This window comes from Methylobacterium sp. E-016, assembly GCF_022829745.1.
Lineage (GTDB): Bacteria > Pseudomonadota > Alphaproteobacteria > Rhizobiales > Beijerinckiaceae > Methylobacterium.
Genome location: NZ_JAKSYF010000079.1, coordinates 1 through 13,723, shown reverse-complemented (window position 1 = coordinate 13,723; position 13,723 = coordinate 1). Strand labels below are relative to the sequence as shown.

The window sequence follows — 13,723 nt, the reverse complement described above, 5'->3', positions numbered from 1 at the left end:
TCCAAGGACCCGAGCCCATCACCCGGGACCGGGTGAACGCCCAAGGCCCGCAAGCGATCCCGGATCCGATCCGCGCCCGCATCCGGGACCGACGCGTGCCGCGCGGACCTTCGGAATGCGTGGGGATCCTCGGGCTGGCGGTCGTGCGCATTCGGCATGGCCGACGGCCGAGAACCGCTGGCATATCCGACTATCCTCCCATAAGCACCTCCCTGCGGGCAGGTGTCGGAATGGATTCCTGTGGCGAATCGGTCCCACCCCGCTCGCCTCCGCGAAGGTCGCGGACGGCCGCGGAGCACGACCGCGCCGCGCATGGATCGAGATCGAACGGGCGGGACGCACATGGCCCTCGAAGGATCCCACCCGCATCCGCCGATCGGGAGCGGCCTTCTGCGGCCCCGGGTCGTGGCCGTCGCGGTGCAGAAGGGCGGCGACGGCAAGACGACGCTCGCAGCCTCGTTGGCCGTCGCCGCGGCGGAGGCGGGCGAGCGCGTGATCGCCCTCGACCTCGATCCGCAGGGCTCTCTCGCGTCCTGGGGGGCGATGCGCGCGACGGGCTCGGTCGCGGTCGACCGCATCCAGCCCTGGGAGATCGGGCAGCTCGACGACGTCCTCGTTCAAGCCGCCGACGACGGCGCGACGCTCGCCGTCGTCGATACCGCGGGCGCCATGGCCGGGGTCGCCCACGCCTTGCGGATCGCCGACCTGGTCTTGATGCCGGTGCGTCCCTCCCGCCTCGATCTCATCGCGGCCGGGCCTACGCTGCAGGCCCTGGTCGGCCTGGGGATGCGGCGGAAGCTGGCCTTCGTGCTGAACCAATGCCCGCCGCCGCCATCGCCGCGGACGGAGGCCTATGCCGCGCAGATGCGGACGCTCGGCGTGCTCGCCGAGCCGAGCATCATCCAGCGGGTCGACCACCAGGATGCCCTGGCTATGGGCCTCGGCGTCACCGAGCGCACCCCGGGGGGCCAGGCCGCCGCCGAGATCCGCGCGCTCTGCGCGTGGATCGACGCGAAGATGGGGCATCCGGTGCCGGCAGCCTGACCCCGTGCCCCGCCGCGCGCGCGGCGGTCAGCCCCGTCCGAGCGCCGACAGGATGCGCGCCCACGAGCGCGTGCCCTTGTGGAAGCTGCGCAGGTCGTACTTCTCGTTCGGCGAGTGGATGCGGTCGTCGTCGAGGCCGAAGCCGATAAGCAGGGTGTTGCGGTCGAGCAGGCGCTTGAAGTCGCCGACGATCGGGATCGAGCCGCCGGCGCCCACCGTCACCGCGGGCACGCCCCACTCGTCGGCGAGCGCGGCGCGGGCGGTCTCGAGCTCCGGCATGTCGAAGGGCAGGCTGATCGCGCGCGAGCCCTTGTAGCAGATCACGTTCACCGAGCAGTCGGCCGGGATGCGCTGGCGCACGAACGCCTCGAAGGTCTCGGCGAGTCTCTGCGGGTCCTGGTCGTCCACGAGGCGGAACGAGACCTTGGCGCTTGCCTTGCCGGCGATCACCGTCTTGGTGCCGTCGCCGGTGTAGCCGCCGATGATGCCGTTGACGTCGCAGGCCGGCCGGGACTGCACCAGCTCGATCAGCAGCCGGCCGCGCTCGCCGGCCGGCTCCGACAGGCCGATCGGGCCGAGGAACTTCTCGGGCGTGAAGTCGAGGCCGCGCCACTGCTCCAGCACCTCGGGCGGGCGCTCGTGCACCCCGTCGTAGAAGCCCGGCAGCGTCACCCGGCCGTCGGCGTCGTGCAGGTCGGCGAGGATCCGCGACAGCACGTGGATCGGGTTGCGCGCGGCGCCCCCGAAGAAGCCCGAATGCAGGTCGCGGTCGGCGCAGGTCACCTCGACCTCGAAGTACGCGAGCCCGCGCAGGGACGAGGTGATCGCCGGCGTCGTCGGGTTCCACATGGAGGTGTCGCAGACCAGCACGACGTCGGCGCCGAGCCGGTCCTTGTTCTGCGCCACCCATTCGGGCAGCCCCTGCGAGCCGTTCTCCTCGGCGCCCTCGATCAGGATCGTGACCGCGCAGGGCAGCTCGGCGTTCATCGCCAGATGCGCCCGGCAGGCCTCGACGAAGGTCATCACCTGGCCCTTGTCGTCCGAGGCGCCGCGGGCGACGATGGTCTTGTTGCCCTTGGCGTCGGTGGCGATCCGCGGCTCGAACGGCGGCGTCTCCCACAAGGCCAGCGGATCGACCGGCTGCACGTCGTAGTGCCCGTAGAACAGCACGTGCGGCGCCCCCGGCTTCGGCTTGTGCGCCAGCACCACCGGATGGAGCGAGGTCTCCTCCACCGAGGTCTCGAACCCGAGCGCCGTCAGGTCCGCGGCGAGCCAGGCCGCCGCCTCGCGGCACGGGCCGGCATAGGCTGGATCGGTGGAGATCGACGGGATCCGCAGGAAGGCGAACAGGCGCTCCAGGGCGTTGTCGAGATCCTTGTCGATGTCGTTGAGGACGGAATCGAGGGCGGCCATCGGGGCTCCTGGGACGGTTCGGCTGTCCGGCCCAGGGTTAGCCGAGGCGTGCGCAAACGGAAACCGTTTCGCCCGCAGCGCGATCGCCCGCCCCGGGGAACAGCCGCAGATTGGAACCGTTATCGGGAGGAACGGCGGCCGTCGCGCAGCCTGGCCGGACGCAAGTCCTGCGACACGTCCCGCGACCCGTCGCGAGACCGGGCGGTGCCCGACGTCGGTCGCCCTCCCCCGCGCGGTTCGTGCGGAAACCCCTTTTTCTTGGAACGCCCCATGCTCATCGAAAGCGGCTCGCCCGTCGCGGCGGACAACCGGATCGGCATCCGCCTCACCATCAACGGCCAGCCGCGCGAGCTTCAGGTCGCGCCCTGGACCACCCTGCTCGACCTGCTGCGCGAGCACCTCGACCTCACCGGCACCAAGAAGGGCTGCGACCACGGCCAGTGCGGCGCCTGCACGGTGCTGGTCGACGGCACGCGGGTGAATTCCTGCCTGGCGCTGGCGGTGATGAAGGACGGGGCCGAGATCACCACCGTCGAGGGCCTCGCCGGCATCGCCAACGCGGGCGCCGGCTCGAACGGGCTCCACCCGATCCAGGAGGCCTTCATCGAGCACGACGCGTTCCAGTGCGGCTACTGCACGCCCGGCCAGCTCTGCTCCTCGGTCGGCCTGATGAACGAGGGCCACGCCCACTCGCGCGACGAGATCCGCGAGGCGATGAGCGGCAACATCTGCCGCTGCGGCGCCTACACCAACATCGTCGACGCGATCGAGGACGTGATGCAGGGGGAAGCCCGATGAACCGCTTCGACTACGTCCGCGCCGACACCGTGGCCGAGGCGGTCCAGGCCTTCGCCGCCGCGCCCGGGGCCCGCTTCATCGCGGGCGGCACCAACCTGATCGACCTGATGAAGTACGACGTCGAGCGGCCCGGCCGCCTCGTCGACATCACCCGCCTGCCGCTCGGCGAGATCGTCGAGCACGACGGCGGCCTGCGCCTCGGCGCGCTGGCGACGAACGCCACCGTCGCCTACGACGCGCGCGTCCGCGCCCGCTACCCGCTGCTGTCGAACGCGATCCTGGCCGGCGCTTCGGCGCAGCTGCGCAACGCCGCCTCGACCGGCGGCAACCTGCTCCAGCGCACCCGCTGCTATTATTTCTACGACACGTCCACGCCGTGCAACAAACGCCAGCCCGGTTCCGGCTGCCAGGCGATCGGCGGCGTTACCCGCATCCACGCGATCTTCGGCACCAGCCCGAGCTGCATCGCGACGCACCCTTCCGACATGTGCGTGGCGCTGGCCGCGCTGGAGGCGGTGGTGCAGGTGAGCGGGCCGGACGGCGACCGGGCGATTCCCTTCTCCGAGTTCCACCGCCTGCCGGGCGACGCCCCGGAGCAGGACACCACGCTGAAGCCCGGCGAGATCGTCGTGGCGGTCGACCTGCCCGAGCGCGATTTCGGCCAGCACGTCACCTACCTGAAGCTGCGCGACCGGCTCTCCTACGCCTTCGCGCTGGTCTCGGTCGCCGCCGCCCTCGAGCTCGACGGCGACACGGTTCGGACCGCCCGCCTCGCGCTCGGCGGCGTCGCCCACAAGCCCTGGCGCAACCGCGAGGCCGAGGCGCTGCTGCAGGACAAGCCCGCCACCCGCGAGAGCTTCCAGGCGGCGGCCGACCTGATCGTGGCCGAGGCCCAGCCGCAGGCGGGCAACGCCTTCAAGGTCGAGCTGGCGCGGCGCGCCATCGTGCGCGGCCTGGAGCAGGCCGCCGCCGGCACGCCGCAATCGATCACCGACAAGCGCATCCAGTGAGCCCCCGATGACCCAGACCTTCTCCTCCACCGGCCGGGACACGTTCGTCGGCAGCGCCCGCAGCCGCGTCGACGGCCCCGCCAAGGTGACGGGCCTCGCCAAGTACGCGGGCGAGTTCGCCGCCCCCGACCTGCTGCACGGCTACGTGGTGTCGAGTGGCATCGCCAAGGGCCGGATCAGGACCATCGACACCGGCAAGGCCGAAGCCGTGCCCGGCGTCGTCAAGGTGCTGACCCACGAGAACCGCACCCGCACCGCCTGGCTCGACTACAATTACCAGGATCAGGTCGCGCCCCCCGGCTCGCCCTTCCGCGCCCTGTACGACGACAAGATCCACTACAGCGGCCAGCCGATCGCCCTGGTGCTGGCCGAGGATTTCGAGACGGCCCGCCACGCCGCGGCGCTGGTGGCGGTCGACTACGAGGTCGAGGAGCCGCTGACGGATCTCGAAGCCGCCAACGCCTTCGCCTACGAGCCGCCGATGCGGCGCAACGGCATCAAGCCGCCGCCCAAGCCCTGGGGCGACGCGGATGCGGCGTTCGACGCCTCGGCGATCCAGCTCAAGCAGGAGTATCGCCTCGCCACCGAGCATCACAACCCGATGGAGCCCCACGCCTCGACTGTGATCTTCGAGGGCGACGGCAAGTACACGGTCTACGACAAGGTCCAGGGCGTCTCGAACAGCCATGCCTACCTCGCGAAGGTGTTCGGTATCGCCAAGGACGACCTGCGGGTGCTCAACCCCTATCTCGGCGGCGGCTTCGGCTCGGGCCTGCGCCCGCAATACCAGCTCTTCCTGGCGATGCTGGCCGCGCGCGACCTCGAGCGCTCGGTGCGCGTGGTGCTGACCCGCGACCAGATGTGGAGCATCACCTACCGGCCGGAGGCGCTGCAGACCATCAGCCTCGGGGCCGAGCGCGACGGCACGCTCCTGGCGCTGCGCCACGACGCGGTCGGCGCGACCTCGACCTTCGAGGACTACCAGGAGGTGGTCGTGAACTGGTCGGGCGTGATGTACCGCTGCGACAACGTCCTCTTGACCTACAAGATCGCCAAGCTTGACACCTACACACCCGGCGACATGCGCGCGCCCGGCGCCGTCACCGGCGTCTTCGCGATCGAGACCGCGATGGACGAGCTTGCCTACGCGAGCGGCCTCGACCCGATCCAGCTCCGCCTGAAGAACTTCACCGAGGCCGACGCCACCGCCGAGAACAAGCCCTTCGGCTCGAAGGCGCTGAAGAGCTGCTTCTCGGAGGGCGCCGCGCGCTTCGGCTGGGACCGGCGCAACCCGGAGCCGCGCTCGATGCGCGAGGGCCGCGAGCTCGTCGGCTGGGGCATGGCCTCGGGCGTCTGGGAATCGATGATGATGCAGACGAGCGCCCGCGCCATCCTCACCCCCGACGGCAAGCTCGAGGTCGGCAACTCGACCGGCGACATCGGCACCGGCACCTACACGATCCTCACCCAGATCGCCGCCGACACCCTCGGCCTGACGATGGAGGACGTGACGACGAAGCTCGGCGACACCGCGCTGCCCGAGGCGCCGGTGGCGGGCGGCTCCTGGACCGCGGCCTCGTCCGGCACCGCCGTGATGAAGGCCTGCCGCGACGTCGGCGAGCAGGTGTTCAAGCTCGCCCGGCAGATGGAGGATTCGCCGCTGGCCAACGTCGACTTCGAGCGCGTCGCCTTCGCCGACGGGCGCATCGCGGTGGCGGGCGACCCCGCGCGCAGCGTCGCCCTGGTCGACGTGCTGCGGGCGGCCGGCGTCGACAAGGTCGAGGCCACGGCCAACGCCGCCCCCGACAAGGACTTCAACGCCAAGTACGAGGCCTACACCCACTCGGCGATCTTCGTGGAGGTGAAGGTGGACGAAGAGCTGGGCCAGGTCCGCGTCACCCGCGTCGTCTCGGCGATCGCGGCCGGAAAGGTGCTGAATCCCAAGACCGCGCGCAGCCAGATCCTCGGCGGCGTGGTGATGGGCATCGGCTCGGCGCTGGAGGAGGAGTCGATGATGGACGACCGCATCGGCCGCTTCATGAACCACAATCTCGGCGAGTATCACGTGCCGGTGAACGCCGACATCCACGACATCGACGTGATCTTCGTCGACGAGGAGGACAAGGCGAACCCGCTCGGCGTGAAGGGGCTCGGCGAGATCGGCATCGTCGGCACCGCGGCGGCGGTGGCCAACGCCGTGTTCCACGCCACCGGCAAGCGCATCCGCAACCTGCCGATCACGGTCGACAAGATCCTGGGCTAGCGGACCCGGCCCGAGCGACGTCCGCTCGGCGACGGTACGGTCGAGACGGCCTCGGCCGCGGCACCCGCCGCGGCCGAGGCCGTTCGCCTGCGAGGAGATCGCGACGGGCCCCGGGCGCCCGTCCGAAGCCGGCGGCCCGGATGCGGGCCGTCGCCGCGGTCCCGAATGTGCTACGGCGCCCGCTCCGAATCCTCGGGCCGTGCGGTCGTCATGAACCTCCTCCTCGTCTTCGTCGGTGCCGGGATCGGCGGCGTGGCGCGCTACGGCGTCAGCACCGCGTCCCTGCGGCTCGGGTCGGGCTTTCCCTACGGCACCATGGCGATCAACATCGTCGGCTCGGTGCTGATGGGCCTGTTCACCGGCTGGTTCGCCCTGCGGGGCGGCGGGCAGCCGCTGCGGCTGTTCATCGCCACCGGCGTGCTCGGCGGCTTCACCACCTTCTCGTCCTATTCGCTTGAGGCCGTGATGCTGCTGGAGCGCGGCCAGGCCGGCGCGGCGGCGATCTACATCGTCGGCTCGGTCGTGCTCGGCCTCGCCGGCCTGTTCGCCGGGCTGCTGCTGATGCGCGCGATCCTGTGACGGGCCCGGCGTGATGATGGCCTTGATGCAGTCCTGGCGCTTCTGGGCGCTGCTCTCGGCGGCCTTCGCCGCGCTCACCGCGATCCTGGCCAAGGTCGGCGTCGCCGGCGTGCCGTCGGACGTCGCCACCCTCGTCCGCACGGTGGTGATCCTCGGCCTCACGGCGGCGATCGTGGCCGTCACCGGCCAGGCGGCCGACCTCGCGCGGATCCCGGGGCGGAGCGCGGTCTTCCTCGTCCTGTCGGGACTCGCCACCGGCGCCTCGTGGCTCTGCTACTTCCGCGCCCTGTCCCTGGGCGATGCCGCCCGCGTCGCCCCGATCGACAAGCTCAGCGTCGTGCTGGTGGCGATCTTCGGCGTGGTCTTGCTCGGCGAGACGCTGAGCCCGACCAACTGGCTCGGCGTGGTGCTGATCGCCGCCGGCGCCGTGCTGGTCGCGATCGGTGCATGACGGCCGCGGCGTACCATGGAATCGTTTCAACTATAAACTTCGATATCGCACGACGAAGATTGAAATTACAACGTTTCCAATATTGTCGACGTCGCTTGATTGTCGATTTCCATCCCTGCTAGACCACTCTTCGGCGATGTACTTCCGCCTTGCTCTCAAGGTGGCGTGCTCGCCGAACGCTGGAGGCCGGAATGGGACGGGTGATGGACCTGATCGATGCCTGCGTGACGGTGGCGTGGTGGGACGGCTCGTGCCTCGGCCTGCGCCTGCACCGCCTGCCGGACCTGATCGACCACGTCGCGGCGGGCCCGCAGCCGAAGCGGGCGCGCCGCCTCGGAGGCCGCCGATGATCGCCGAATCGAATCGGTGCCGCTGCGACGAGTCCCGCGGGCAGGCGGCGGTCGAGCAGGCGCTGACGCGGGCGTTCTGGCACGCCCTCGATGGTCAGGGCCTGTCGGTGATGGCCGCCCTCGAAGCCGCGTCGCGCACCATCGGCGTGCTCTACGGCCAGATCGCCGCGGCGCACGGCGCCGGCACGACTTGCACCTGCGGCTGGGTGCCCGACCCGGACACCGACCTGATCGTGCTGGAAGCGCATCTCGCCGCCGCCCTGCTTCAGCCGCGTGCGCCGGACCTCGCCCGGATGGAGGCCGCCGGCAGCGCCTGACGGCCCGACCCGCCCGGGCGCACGGCGCCCGCCGGCCTTCCCCCGGGGAAGCCGGGCGGGCGGACGTTACGGTTCGCTTAACCCACCCGCGCGATCATCGCCCCCTGACGCGAGGTCGGAGCTCGGGCGATGGATGCATTCTACCACGGCCTCGAAACGTCGCTGCTGGCCTTCGGCTTCGCCCTGAGCGTCGCCGCCTTCGCGCTGCTCGCGAGCCCTCCCGCGCCAGCCGGCTCGATCACGCTGCCGATGCTCACGGTCGACGTCCCGCAGAACGCCCGCTGATCCGGCTGCGTCGCGGCTCCCGCGTGACACGACGAAGACGTGGGACAGACGTGGTCATGCGTCCGGGACGGCATGGACATGCCGGATTCAAGGGAGACCATCGCGCAGCCTTGCGCTATCAGCCGGGACAGCCCTGATCGGCCTGCGACTACGCGGCGGTGTCACCGACGGCCCTGAGCGGATACCTTCCGGTCGCGGTCCCGGCGCACGACTCGCGTCGATCGCCGCACCGCGTCACCGTCGTCATCGAGCAAGCCGGCTGTCCGACATGATCCCTGAGCCCGCCCTGGCAAACTCCTCGCCCCTCGAGCGCGACGCGCACCTCGTCTCGACCGACCACAAGGTCGCGCCGGGAGAGATCGCGGCCGGCGTGGTGATCGGCCGGGCCTCGGAATATTTCGACTTCTTCGTCTACGGCATCGCCTCGGTGCTGGTGTTCCCGAAGGTGTTCTTCTCGTTCGAGCCGGATGCGCTCACGGCCACGCTGTACTCCTTCGCGGTGTTCTCCCTCGCCTTCATCGCCCGGCCGATCGGCTCGGTGATCTTCATGGCCGTCGACCGACGGCACGGCCGCGGCGTCAAGCTGACGATCGCGCTGTTCATGCTCGGCGGCGCCACCGCGGCGGTGAGCTTCCTGCCGAGCTACGCCAGCATCGGCCACGCCTCGATCTGGCTGCTGGCCGGCCTGCGCATCCTCCAGGGCCTCGCGCTCGGCGGCGCCTGGGACGGGCTCGCCTCGCTCCTGGCGCTGAACGCCCCGCGCGAGCGCCGCGGCTGGTTCGCGATGATCCCCCAGCTCGGCGCGCCCCTGGGCTTTATCGTCGCCAGCGCCCTGTTCTCGTTCTTCCTCGTCAACCTCGATTCGGCCGACTTCCTCGATTGGGGCTGGCGCTTCCCGTTCTACTGCGCCTTCACCATCAACGTCGTGGCGCTGTTCGCCCGCCTGCGGCTGGTGGCGACCGACGAGTTCGTCCGCCTGATGGAGAAGGGCCGGCTCGAGCCGGTGCCGGTGATCGAGGTGGTGCGCCACCATGCGGTGGACGTGTGGATCGGTGCCTTCGTGCCGCTGGCCGCCTTCGCGCTGTTCCACCTCGTGACGATCTTCCCGATCAGCTGGCTGACCCTGTTCACCGATCGCTCGCCCGGCGAGTTCCTGATCGTGCAGTGCTCGGGCGCCATCGTCTGCGCCGGCGCGGTCGCGGCCTCCGGGCTGATCGCCGACCAGATCGGCCGCCGCAACGCGCTGCTGCTCAGCTCCGGCCTGATCGCCGTCTTCGCCCTCGGCAGCATCATCGCGCCCCTGGTGTTCGGCGACAGCGCGATCGGCCAGACCATGTACGTCACCATCGGCTTCATGCTGATGGGCCTCGCCTACGGCCAGACCGCCGGCGCGGTGACGGCGCGGCTCGGCGCGCGCTACCGCTACACCGGCGCGGCGCTGACCTCGGATCTAGCGTGGCTGTTCGGCGCAGGCTTCGCCCCGCTGGTCGTCCTCTGGCTCTCGTCCCGCTACGGGCTGTGGATGGTCGGCCTCTACCTGCTCTCGGGTGCGGCGGCATCGCTCCTTGCCCTCACCCTCGACCGTTCCGAGATGCGTCAGATGTAGTCGGGAGGCCCGCGTCGTCCCTCACCCCGTTCCGATACATGTTCGCGCCGAACGGCCCCAGGGCCCGCCGGCCAGGCAAACCGAGTTGATCGCCGTGGCACGCTCCGCCTCACCTTCCCGTCCCCCGGCCCGCACGGCCGCCCGGCTCCTGCGCGGCCTCTGCGCCGTGTCGCTCTCCGGGCTGCTCGCCGGCTGCAACCTCGTGGTGATGCAGCCCTCGGGCGACGTCGCCCTGCAGCAGCGGAACCTCGTCCTTGCCTCGGTCGGGCTGATGCTGCTGATCGTGCTCCCGGTGATCGCGCTGACGCTGATCTTCGCCTGGCGCTACCGGGCGACCAACGAGTCGGCCCCCTACGATCCGGACTGGCACCACTCGACCCAGCTCGAGGTGGTGATCTGGACGGCGCCGCTGCTGATCATCATCGCGCTCGGCGCGCTCACCTGGATCAGCACCCACACCCTCGACCCGTTCCGGGCGCTCCGGCGGATCGACTCCGCCCGCCCCGTGGCGGCCGGCGTAAAGCCGCTCGCCGTCGAGGTCGTCGCCCTCGATTGGAAGTGGCTGTTCTTCTACCCGGAATACGGGATCGCCACCGTCAACGAGCTCGCCGCCCCCGTCGACCGGCCGATCGACTTCAAGATCACCGCCTCCTCGGTGATGAACGCCTTCTACGTCCCCGCGCTGGCCGGGATGATCTACGCGATGCCCGGCATGCAGACGCAGCTCCACGCGGTGATCAACAAGCCGGGCGAGTATGCCGGCTTGTCCTCACACTACAGCGGCACCGGCTTCTCGCGGATGACGTTCAAGTTCCACGGCCTTGACGATGCCGGGTTCGACGCCTGGGTCGCCAAGGCGAAGGCGCAGGGCTCCGACCTCACCCGCGAGGACTATCTCAAGCTCGAGAAGCCGAGCGAGGCCGAGCCGGTGAAGTATTACAAGTCCGTCGCCGACGGGCTGTTCGACACCATCGTCAACATGTGCGCCGTGCCGGGCAAGATGTGCATGAGCGAGATGATGACCATCGACGCCAAGGGCGGCGCCGGCAAGGACTCCACCGAGAACCGCGAGCGCCTCCGCTACGACAACCGCCACATCGAGCAGGGCGACGAGGCGCCGGGTGCCACAGCACCCGCGTCCGGCCGCACCCCGCACGGCCAGGAGCAGCCGCAGGGCATGAAGCCCGACGGCAACAACCCGCACGTCCACGAAAACGGAACGAAACCCGAGAACCAGATGCCGGCGCCGGAGCGGGACTCGGTCGCCCCGTCGCAGCTCAACAACAAGTAGGACCGGCGCCCCGCCGCCGAACCACCCTCAACGGATCGAACCCATGTTCTCCAATCCGGATCTCCAGAAGCTCGTCTTCGGACGGCTCTCGCTGGAAGACATCCCCTACCACGAGCCGATCCTTCAGGTGACCTTCGCCATGGTGGCGCTGGGTGGCCTCGTCGTGCTCGGCGCGATCACCTACTACCGCTTCTGGGGCCCGCTCTGGCGGGACTGGCTGACCTCGGTCGACCACAAGAAGATTGGCGTGATGTACATCGTGCTGGCCTTCGTCATGCTGCTGCGCGGCTTCGCCGACGCGCTGATGATGCGCGCCCAGCAGGCGGTCGCGTTCGGCGCCAACGAGGGCTACCTGCCGCCGCACCACTACGACCAGATTTTCACGGCGCACGGCGTGATCATGATCTTCTTCGTGGCGATGCCGTTCGTCACCGGCCTGATGAACTACGTCGTGCCGCTGCAGATCGGCGCCCGCGACGTGGCCTTCCCGTTCCTCAACAACTTTAGCTTCTGGATGACGGTCTCGGGCGCCATGACGATCATGGCCTCGCTGTTCGTCGGCGAGTTTGCCCGCACCGGCTGGCTCGCTTATCCGCCGCTCTCAGGCGCGGACATGAGCCCGGGCGTCGGGGTCGATTACTACATCTGGGCGCTGCAGATCGCCGGCATCGGCACGCTGCTCTCGGGCATCAACCTGATCGCGACCATCGTGAAGATGCGCGCGCCGGGCATGACCATGATGAAGCTGCCGATCTTCGTCTGGACCTCGCTCTGCACCAACGTGCTGATCACGGCGGCCTTCCCGATCCTCACCGCCGTCCTCGCCCTGCTGTCGATGGACCGCTACGTCGGCACGCACTTCTTCACGAACGACCTCGGCGGCAACCCGATGATGTACTTCAACCTCATCTGGATCTGGGGCCACCCGGAGGTCTACATCCTCATCCTGCCGGCGTTCGGCATCTTCTCGGAGGTGACCTCGACCTTCTCCGGCAAGCGCCTGTTCGGCTACGCCTCGATGGTCTACGCGACCGTGGTCATCACCATCCTCTCGTACCTCGTCTGGCTGCACCACTTCTTCACGATGGGCTCCGGCGCCGACGTGAACTCGTTCTTCGGCATCACGACGATGATCATCTCGATCCCGACGGGCGCGAAGATCTTCAACTGGCTGTTCACGATGTATCGCGGCCGGATCCGGTTCGAGCTGCCGATGATGTGGACCGTGAGCTTCATGGTCACCTTCACCATCGGCGGCATGACCGGCGTGCTGCTCGCCGTGCCCCCGGCCGACTTCGTGCTGCACAACTCGCTGTTCCTGATCGCGCACTTCCACAACGTCATCATCGGCGGCGTGCTGTTCGGGAGCTTCGCCGGCGTGACCTACTGGTTCCCGAAGGCCTTCGGGTTCAAGCTGGACCCGTTCTGGGGGAAGATGTCGTTCTGGTTCTGGACGGTGGGGTTCTACTTCGCCTTCATGCCGCTCTACGTCCTCGGCCTGATGGGCGTGACGCGCCGCGCCAACCACTTCGACGATCCGTCGCTGCAGATCTGGTTCGTGATCGCCGCCTTCGGCGCGGTGCTGATCCTGCTCGGCATCCTGTCGATGATCGTCCAGTTCGTGGTCTCGATCCGCAACCGCGAGGCGCTGCGCGACCTCACGGGCGATCCCTGGAACGGCCGCACCCTCGAGTGGTCGACCGCCTCGCCGCCGCCGGACTACAACTTCGCCTTCACCCCGGTCATCCACGATCTCGACGCGTGGTCCGACATGAAGAAGCGCGGCTACGAGCGCCCGCTCAAGGGCTACAAGCCGATCCACATGCCGAAGAACACCGCCACCGGCGTGATCCTCGGCGTGGTCTCGATCGGCTTCTCGTTCGCGATGATCTGGTACATCTGGTGGCTCGCGGCCGCGACCTTCGCGACGATGTTCCTCGTCACCGTGATCCATACCTTCAACTACAACCGCGAGTTCTACATCCCCGCCGCCGACGTGGTGCGGGCCGAGGGGCAGCGGACGAGCGTGATGGCGGGACGGGCCTGAGCCGATGATGCACACCGACACGGCCCCGCCGGGCACCGAGGCTCCGACCTTCTACCTCGACGAGGACCACGCCCACGAGTCGAGCACCATGCTCGGCTTCTGGATGTACCTGATGAGCGATTGCCTCATCTTCGCGGTGCTGTTCGCCACCTACGGGGTTCTCGGCCGCAACTACGCGGCCGGGCCCTCGCCGCGCGACCTGTTCGAGCTGCCGCTGGTGGCGCTCAACACCTCCATGCTGCTCCTGTCCTCCATCACCTACGGCTTCG

13 protein-coding genes and 1 pseudogene are annotated in these 13,723 nt (G+C 69.5%); 13 read left to right on the top strand and 1 reads right to left on the bottom strand.

From position 1 onward, the window contains the following. Positions 1-342: 342 nt before the first annotated feature. Positions 343-1,044: a ParA family protein gene (locus MKK68_RS09025; RefSeq protein ID WP_244029946.1), complete on the top strand. Its 702-nt coding sequence runs from the start codon at positions 343-345 to the stop codon at positions 1,042-1,044. A gap of 27 nt (positions 1,045-1,071) precedes the next feature. Here MKK68_RS09025 and MKK68_RS09020 read toward each other — a convergent pair whose 3' ends face one another. Then, positions 1,072-2,457, bottom strand: coding sequence for a M20/M25/M40 family metallo-hydrolase (locus tag MKK68_RS09020; protein ID WP_244029945.1), 1,386 nt, complete (start codon positions 2,455-2,457; stop codon positions 1,072-1,074). Between the two features lie 270 nt (positions 2,458-2,727). Here MKK68_RS09020 and MKK68_RS09015 point away from each other — a divergent pair, with 270 nt between their 5' ends. The 12 genes and pseudogenes from MKK68_RS09015 to MKK68_RS08960 form a co-directional block, all read left to right on the top strand. Continuing rightward, a complete protein-coding gene (locus MKK68_RS09015) occupies positions 2,728-3,255 on the top strand; it encodes a (2Fe-2S)-binding protein (protein ID WP_147727412.1) in 528 nt (175 codons plus the stop codon). Next, the gene (locus MKK68_RS09010; RefSeq protein WP_147727413.1) at positions 3,252-4,265 is read left to right on the top strand and encodes an FAD binding domain-containing protein; all 1,014 of its coding nucleotides are present in this window, start codon (positions 3,252-3,254) and stop codon (positions 4,263-4,265) included. Before MKK68_RS09015 ends, MKK68_RS09010 begins: the two co-directional genes overlap by 4 nt. A gap of 7 nt (positions 4,266-4,272) precedes the next feature. Then, positions 4,273-6,528, top strand: coding sequence for a xanthine dehydrogenase family protein molybdopterin-binding subunit (locus MKK68_RS09005; RefSeq protein WP_244029943.1), 2,256 nt, complete (start codon positions 4,273-4,275; stop codon positions 6,526-6,528). A gap of 210 nt (positions 6,529-6,738) precedes the next feature. Then, positions 6,739-7,107 (top strand): fluoride efflux transporter CrcB, encoded by a 369-nt coding sequence (gene crcB / locus MKK68_RS09000; protein ID WP_147841999.1) that lies wholly within the window; start codon positions 6,739-6,741, stop codon positions 7,105-7,107. Positions 7,108-7,120: 13 nt separating this feature from the next. After that, positions 7,121-7,558, top strand: coding sequence for an EamA family transporter (locus MKK68_RS08995; protein ID WP_244029941.1), 438 nt, complete (start codon positions 7,121-7,123; stop codon positions 7,556-7,558). Between the two features lie 203 nt (positions 7,559-7,761). Continuing rightward, entirely contained in the window at positions 7,762-7,908 is a 147-nt protein-coding gene (locus MKK68_RS08990) for a hypothetical protein (RefSeq protein WP_243937793.1), read from the top strand. Next, on the top strand, positions 7,905-8,225 hold the full coding sequence (locus MKK68_RS08985; RefSeq protein WP_147859387.1) for a hypothetical protein: 321 nt from the start codon (positions 7,905-7,907) through the stop codon (positions 8,223-8,225). The genes MKK68_RS08990 and MKK68_RS08985 overlap by 4 nt, the downstream gene beginning before the upstream one ends. 129 nt (positions 8,226-8,354) lie before the next feature. Further along, positions 8,355-8,510 carry a hypothetical protein gene (locus tag MKK68_RS08980; RefSeq protein WP_243937252.1) on the top strand — a complete coding sequence of 52 codons (156 nt, stop codon included), beginning with the start codon at positions 8,355-8,357 and terminating at the stop codon, positions 8,508-8,510. A gap of 268 nt (positions 8,511-8,778) precedes the next feature. Beyond that, positions 8,779-10,116, top strand: coding sequence for an MFS transporter (locus MKK68_RS08975; RefSeq protein ID WP_147728166.1), 1,338 nt, complete (start codon positions 8,779-8,781; stop codon positions 10,114-10,116). A 94-nt stretch (positions 10,117-10,210) separates the two neighbouring features. After that, positions 10,211-11,407 carry a ubiquinol oxidase subunit II gene (gene cyoA / locus MKK68_RS08970; RefSeq protein ID WP_147841996.1) on the top strand — a complete coding sequence of 399 codons (1,197 nt, stop codon included), beginning with the start codon at positions 10,211-10,213 and terminating at the stop codon, positions 11,405-11,407. A 43-nt stretch (positions 11,408-11,450) separates the two neighbouring features. Next, on the top strand, positions 11,451-13,454 hold the full coding sequence (cyoB, locus tag MKK68_RS08965; RefSeq protein WP_147728168.1) for a cytochrome o ubiquinol oxidase subunit I: 2,004 nt from the start codon (positions 11,451-11,453) through the stop codon (positions 13,452-13,454). Positions 13,455-13,458: 4 nt separating this feature from the next. Continuing rightward, a pseudogene (locus tag MKK68_RS08960) lies at positions 13,459-13,723 on the top strand (cytochrome o ubiquinol oxidase subunit III); the annotation flags it as partial.

What these genes read in the sequence shown, in the direction of transcription:
- MKK68_RS09025 (WP_244029946.1), top strand. Translation starts at nt 343, where the DNA reads ATGGCCCTCGAAGGATCCCACCCGCATCCGCCGATCGGGAGCGGCCTT.
- MKK68_RS09020 (WP_244029945.1), bottom strand. Translation starts at nt 2,457, where the DNA reads ATGGCCGCCCTCGATTCCGTCCTCAACGACATCGACAAGGATCTCGAC.
- MKK68_RS09015 (WP_147727412.1), top strand. Translation starts at nt 2,728, where the DNA reads ATGCTCATCGAAAGCGGCTCGCCCGTCGCGGCGGACAACCGGATCGGC.
- MKK68_RS09010 (WP_147727413.1), top strand. Translation starts at nt 3,252, where the DNA reads ATGAACCGCTTCGACTACGTCCGCGCCGACACCGTGGCCGAGGCGGTC.
- MKK68_RS09005 (WP_244029943.1), top strand. Translation starts at nt 4,273, where the DNA reads ATGACCCAGACCTTCTCCTCCACCGGCCGGGACACGTTCGTCGGCAGC.
- crcB (WP_147841999.1), top strand. Translation starts at nt 6,739, where the DNA reads ATGAACCTCCTCCTCGTCTTCGTCGGTGCCGGGATCGGCGGCGTGGCG.
- MKK68_RS08995 (WP_244029941.1), top strand. Translation starts at nt 7,121, where the DNA reads ATGATGGCCTTGATGCAGTCCTGGCGCTTCTGGGCGCTGCTCTCGGCG.
- MKK68_RS08990 (WP_243937793.1), top strand. Translation starts at nt 7,762, where the DNA reads ATGGACCTGATCGATGCCTGCGTGACGGTGGCGTGGTGGGACGGCTCG.
- MKK68_RS08985 (WP_147859387.1), top strand. Translation starts at nt 7,905, where the DNA reads ATGATCGCCGAATCGAATCGGTGCCGCTGCGACGAGTCCCGCGGGCAG.
- MKK68_RS08980 (WP_243937252.1), top strand. Translation starts at nt 8,355, where the DNA reads ATGGATGCATTCTACCACGGCCTCGAAACGTCGCTGCTGGCCTTCGGC.
- MKK68_RS08975 (WP_147728166.1), top strand. Translation starts at nt 8,779, where the DNA reads ATGATCCCTGAGCCCGCCCTGGCAAACTCCTCGCCCCTCGAGCGCGAC.
- cyoB (WP_147728168.1), top strand. Translation starts at nt 11,451, where the DNA reads ATGTTCTCCAATCCGGATCTCCAGAAGCTCGTCTTCGGACGGCTCTCG.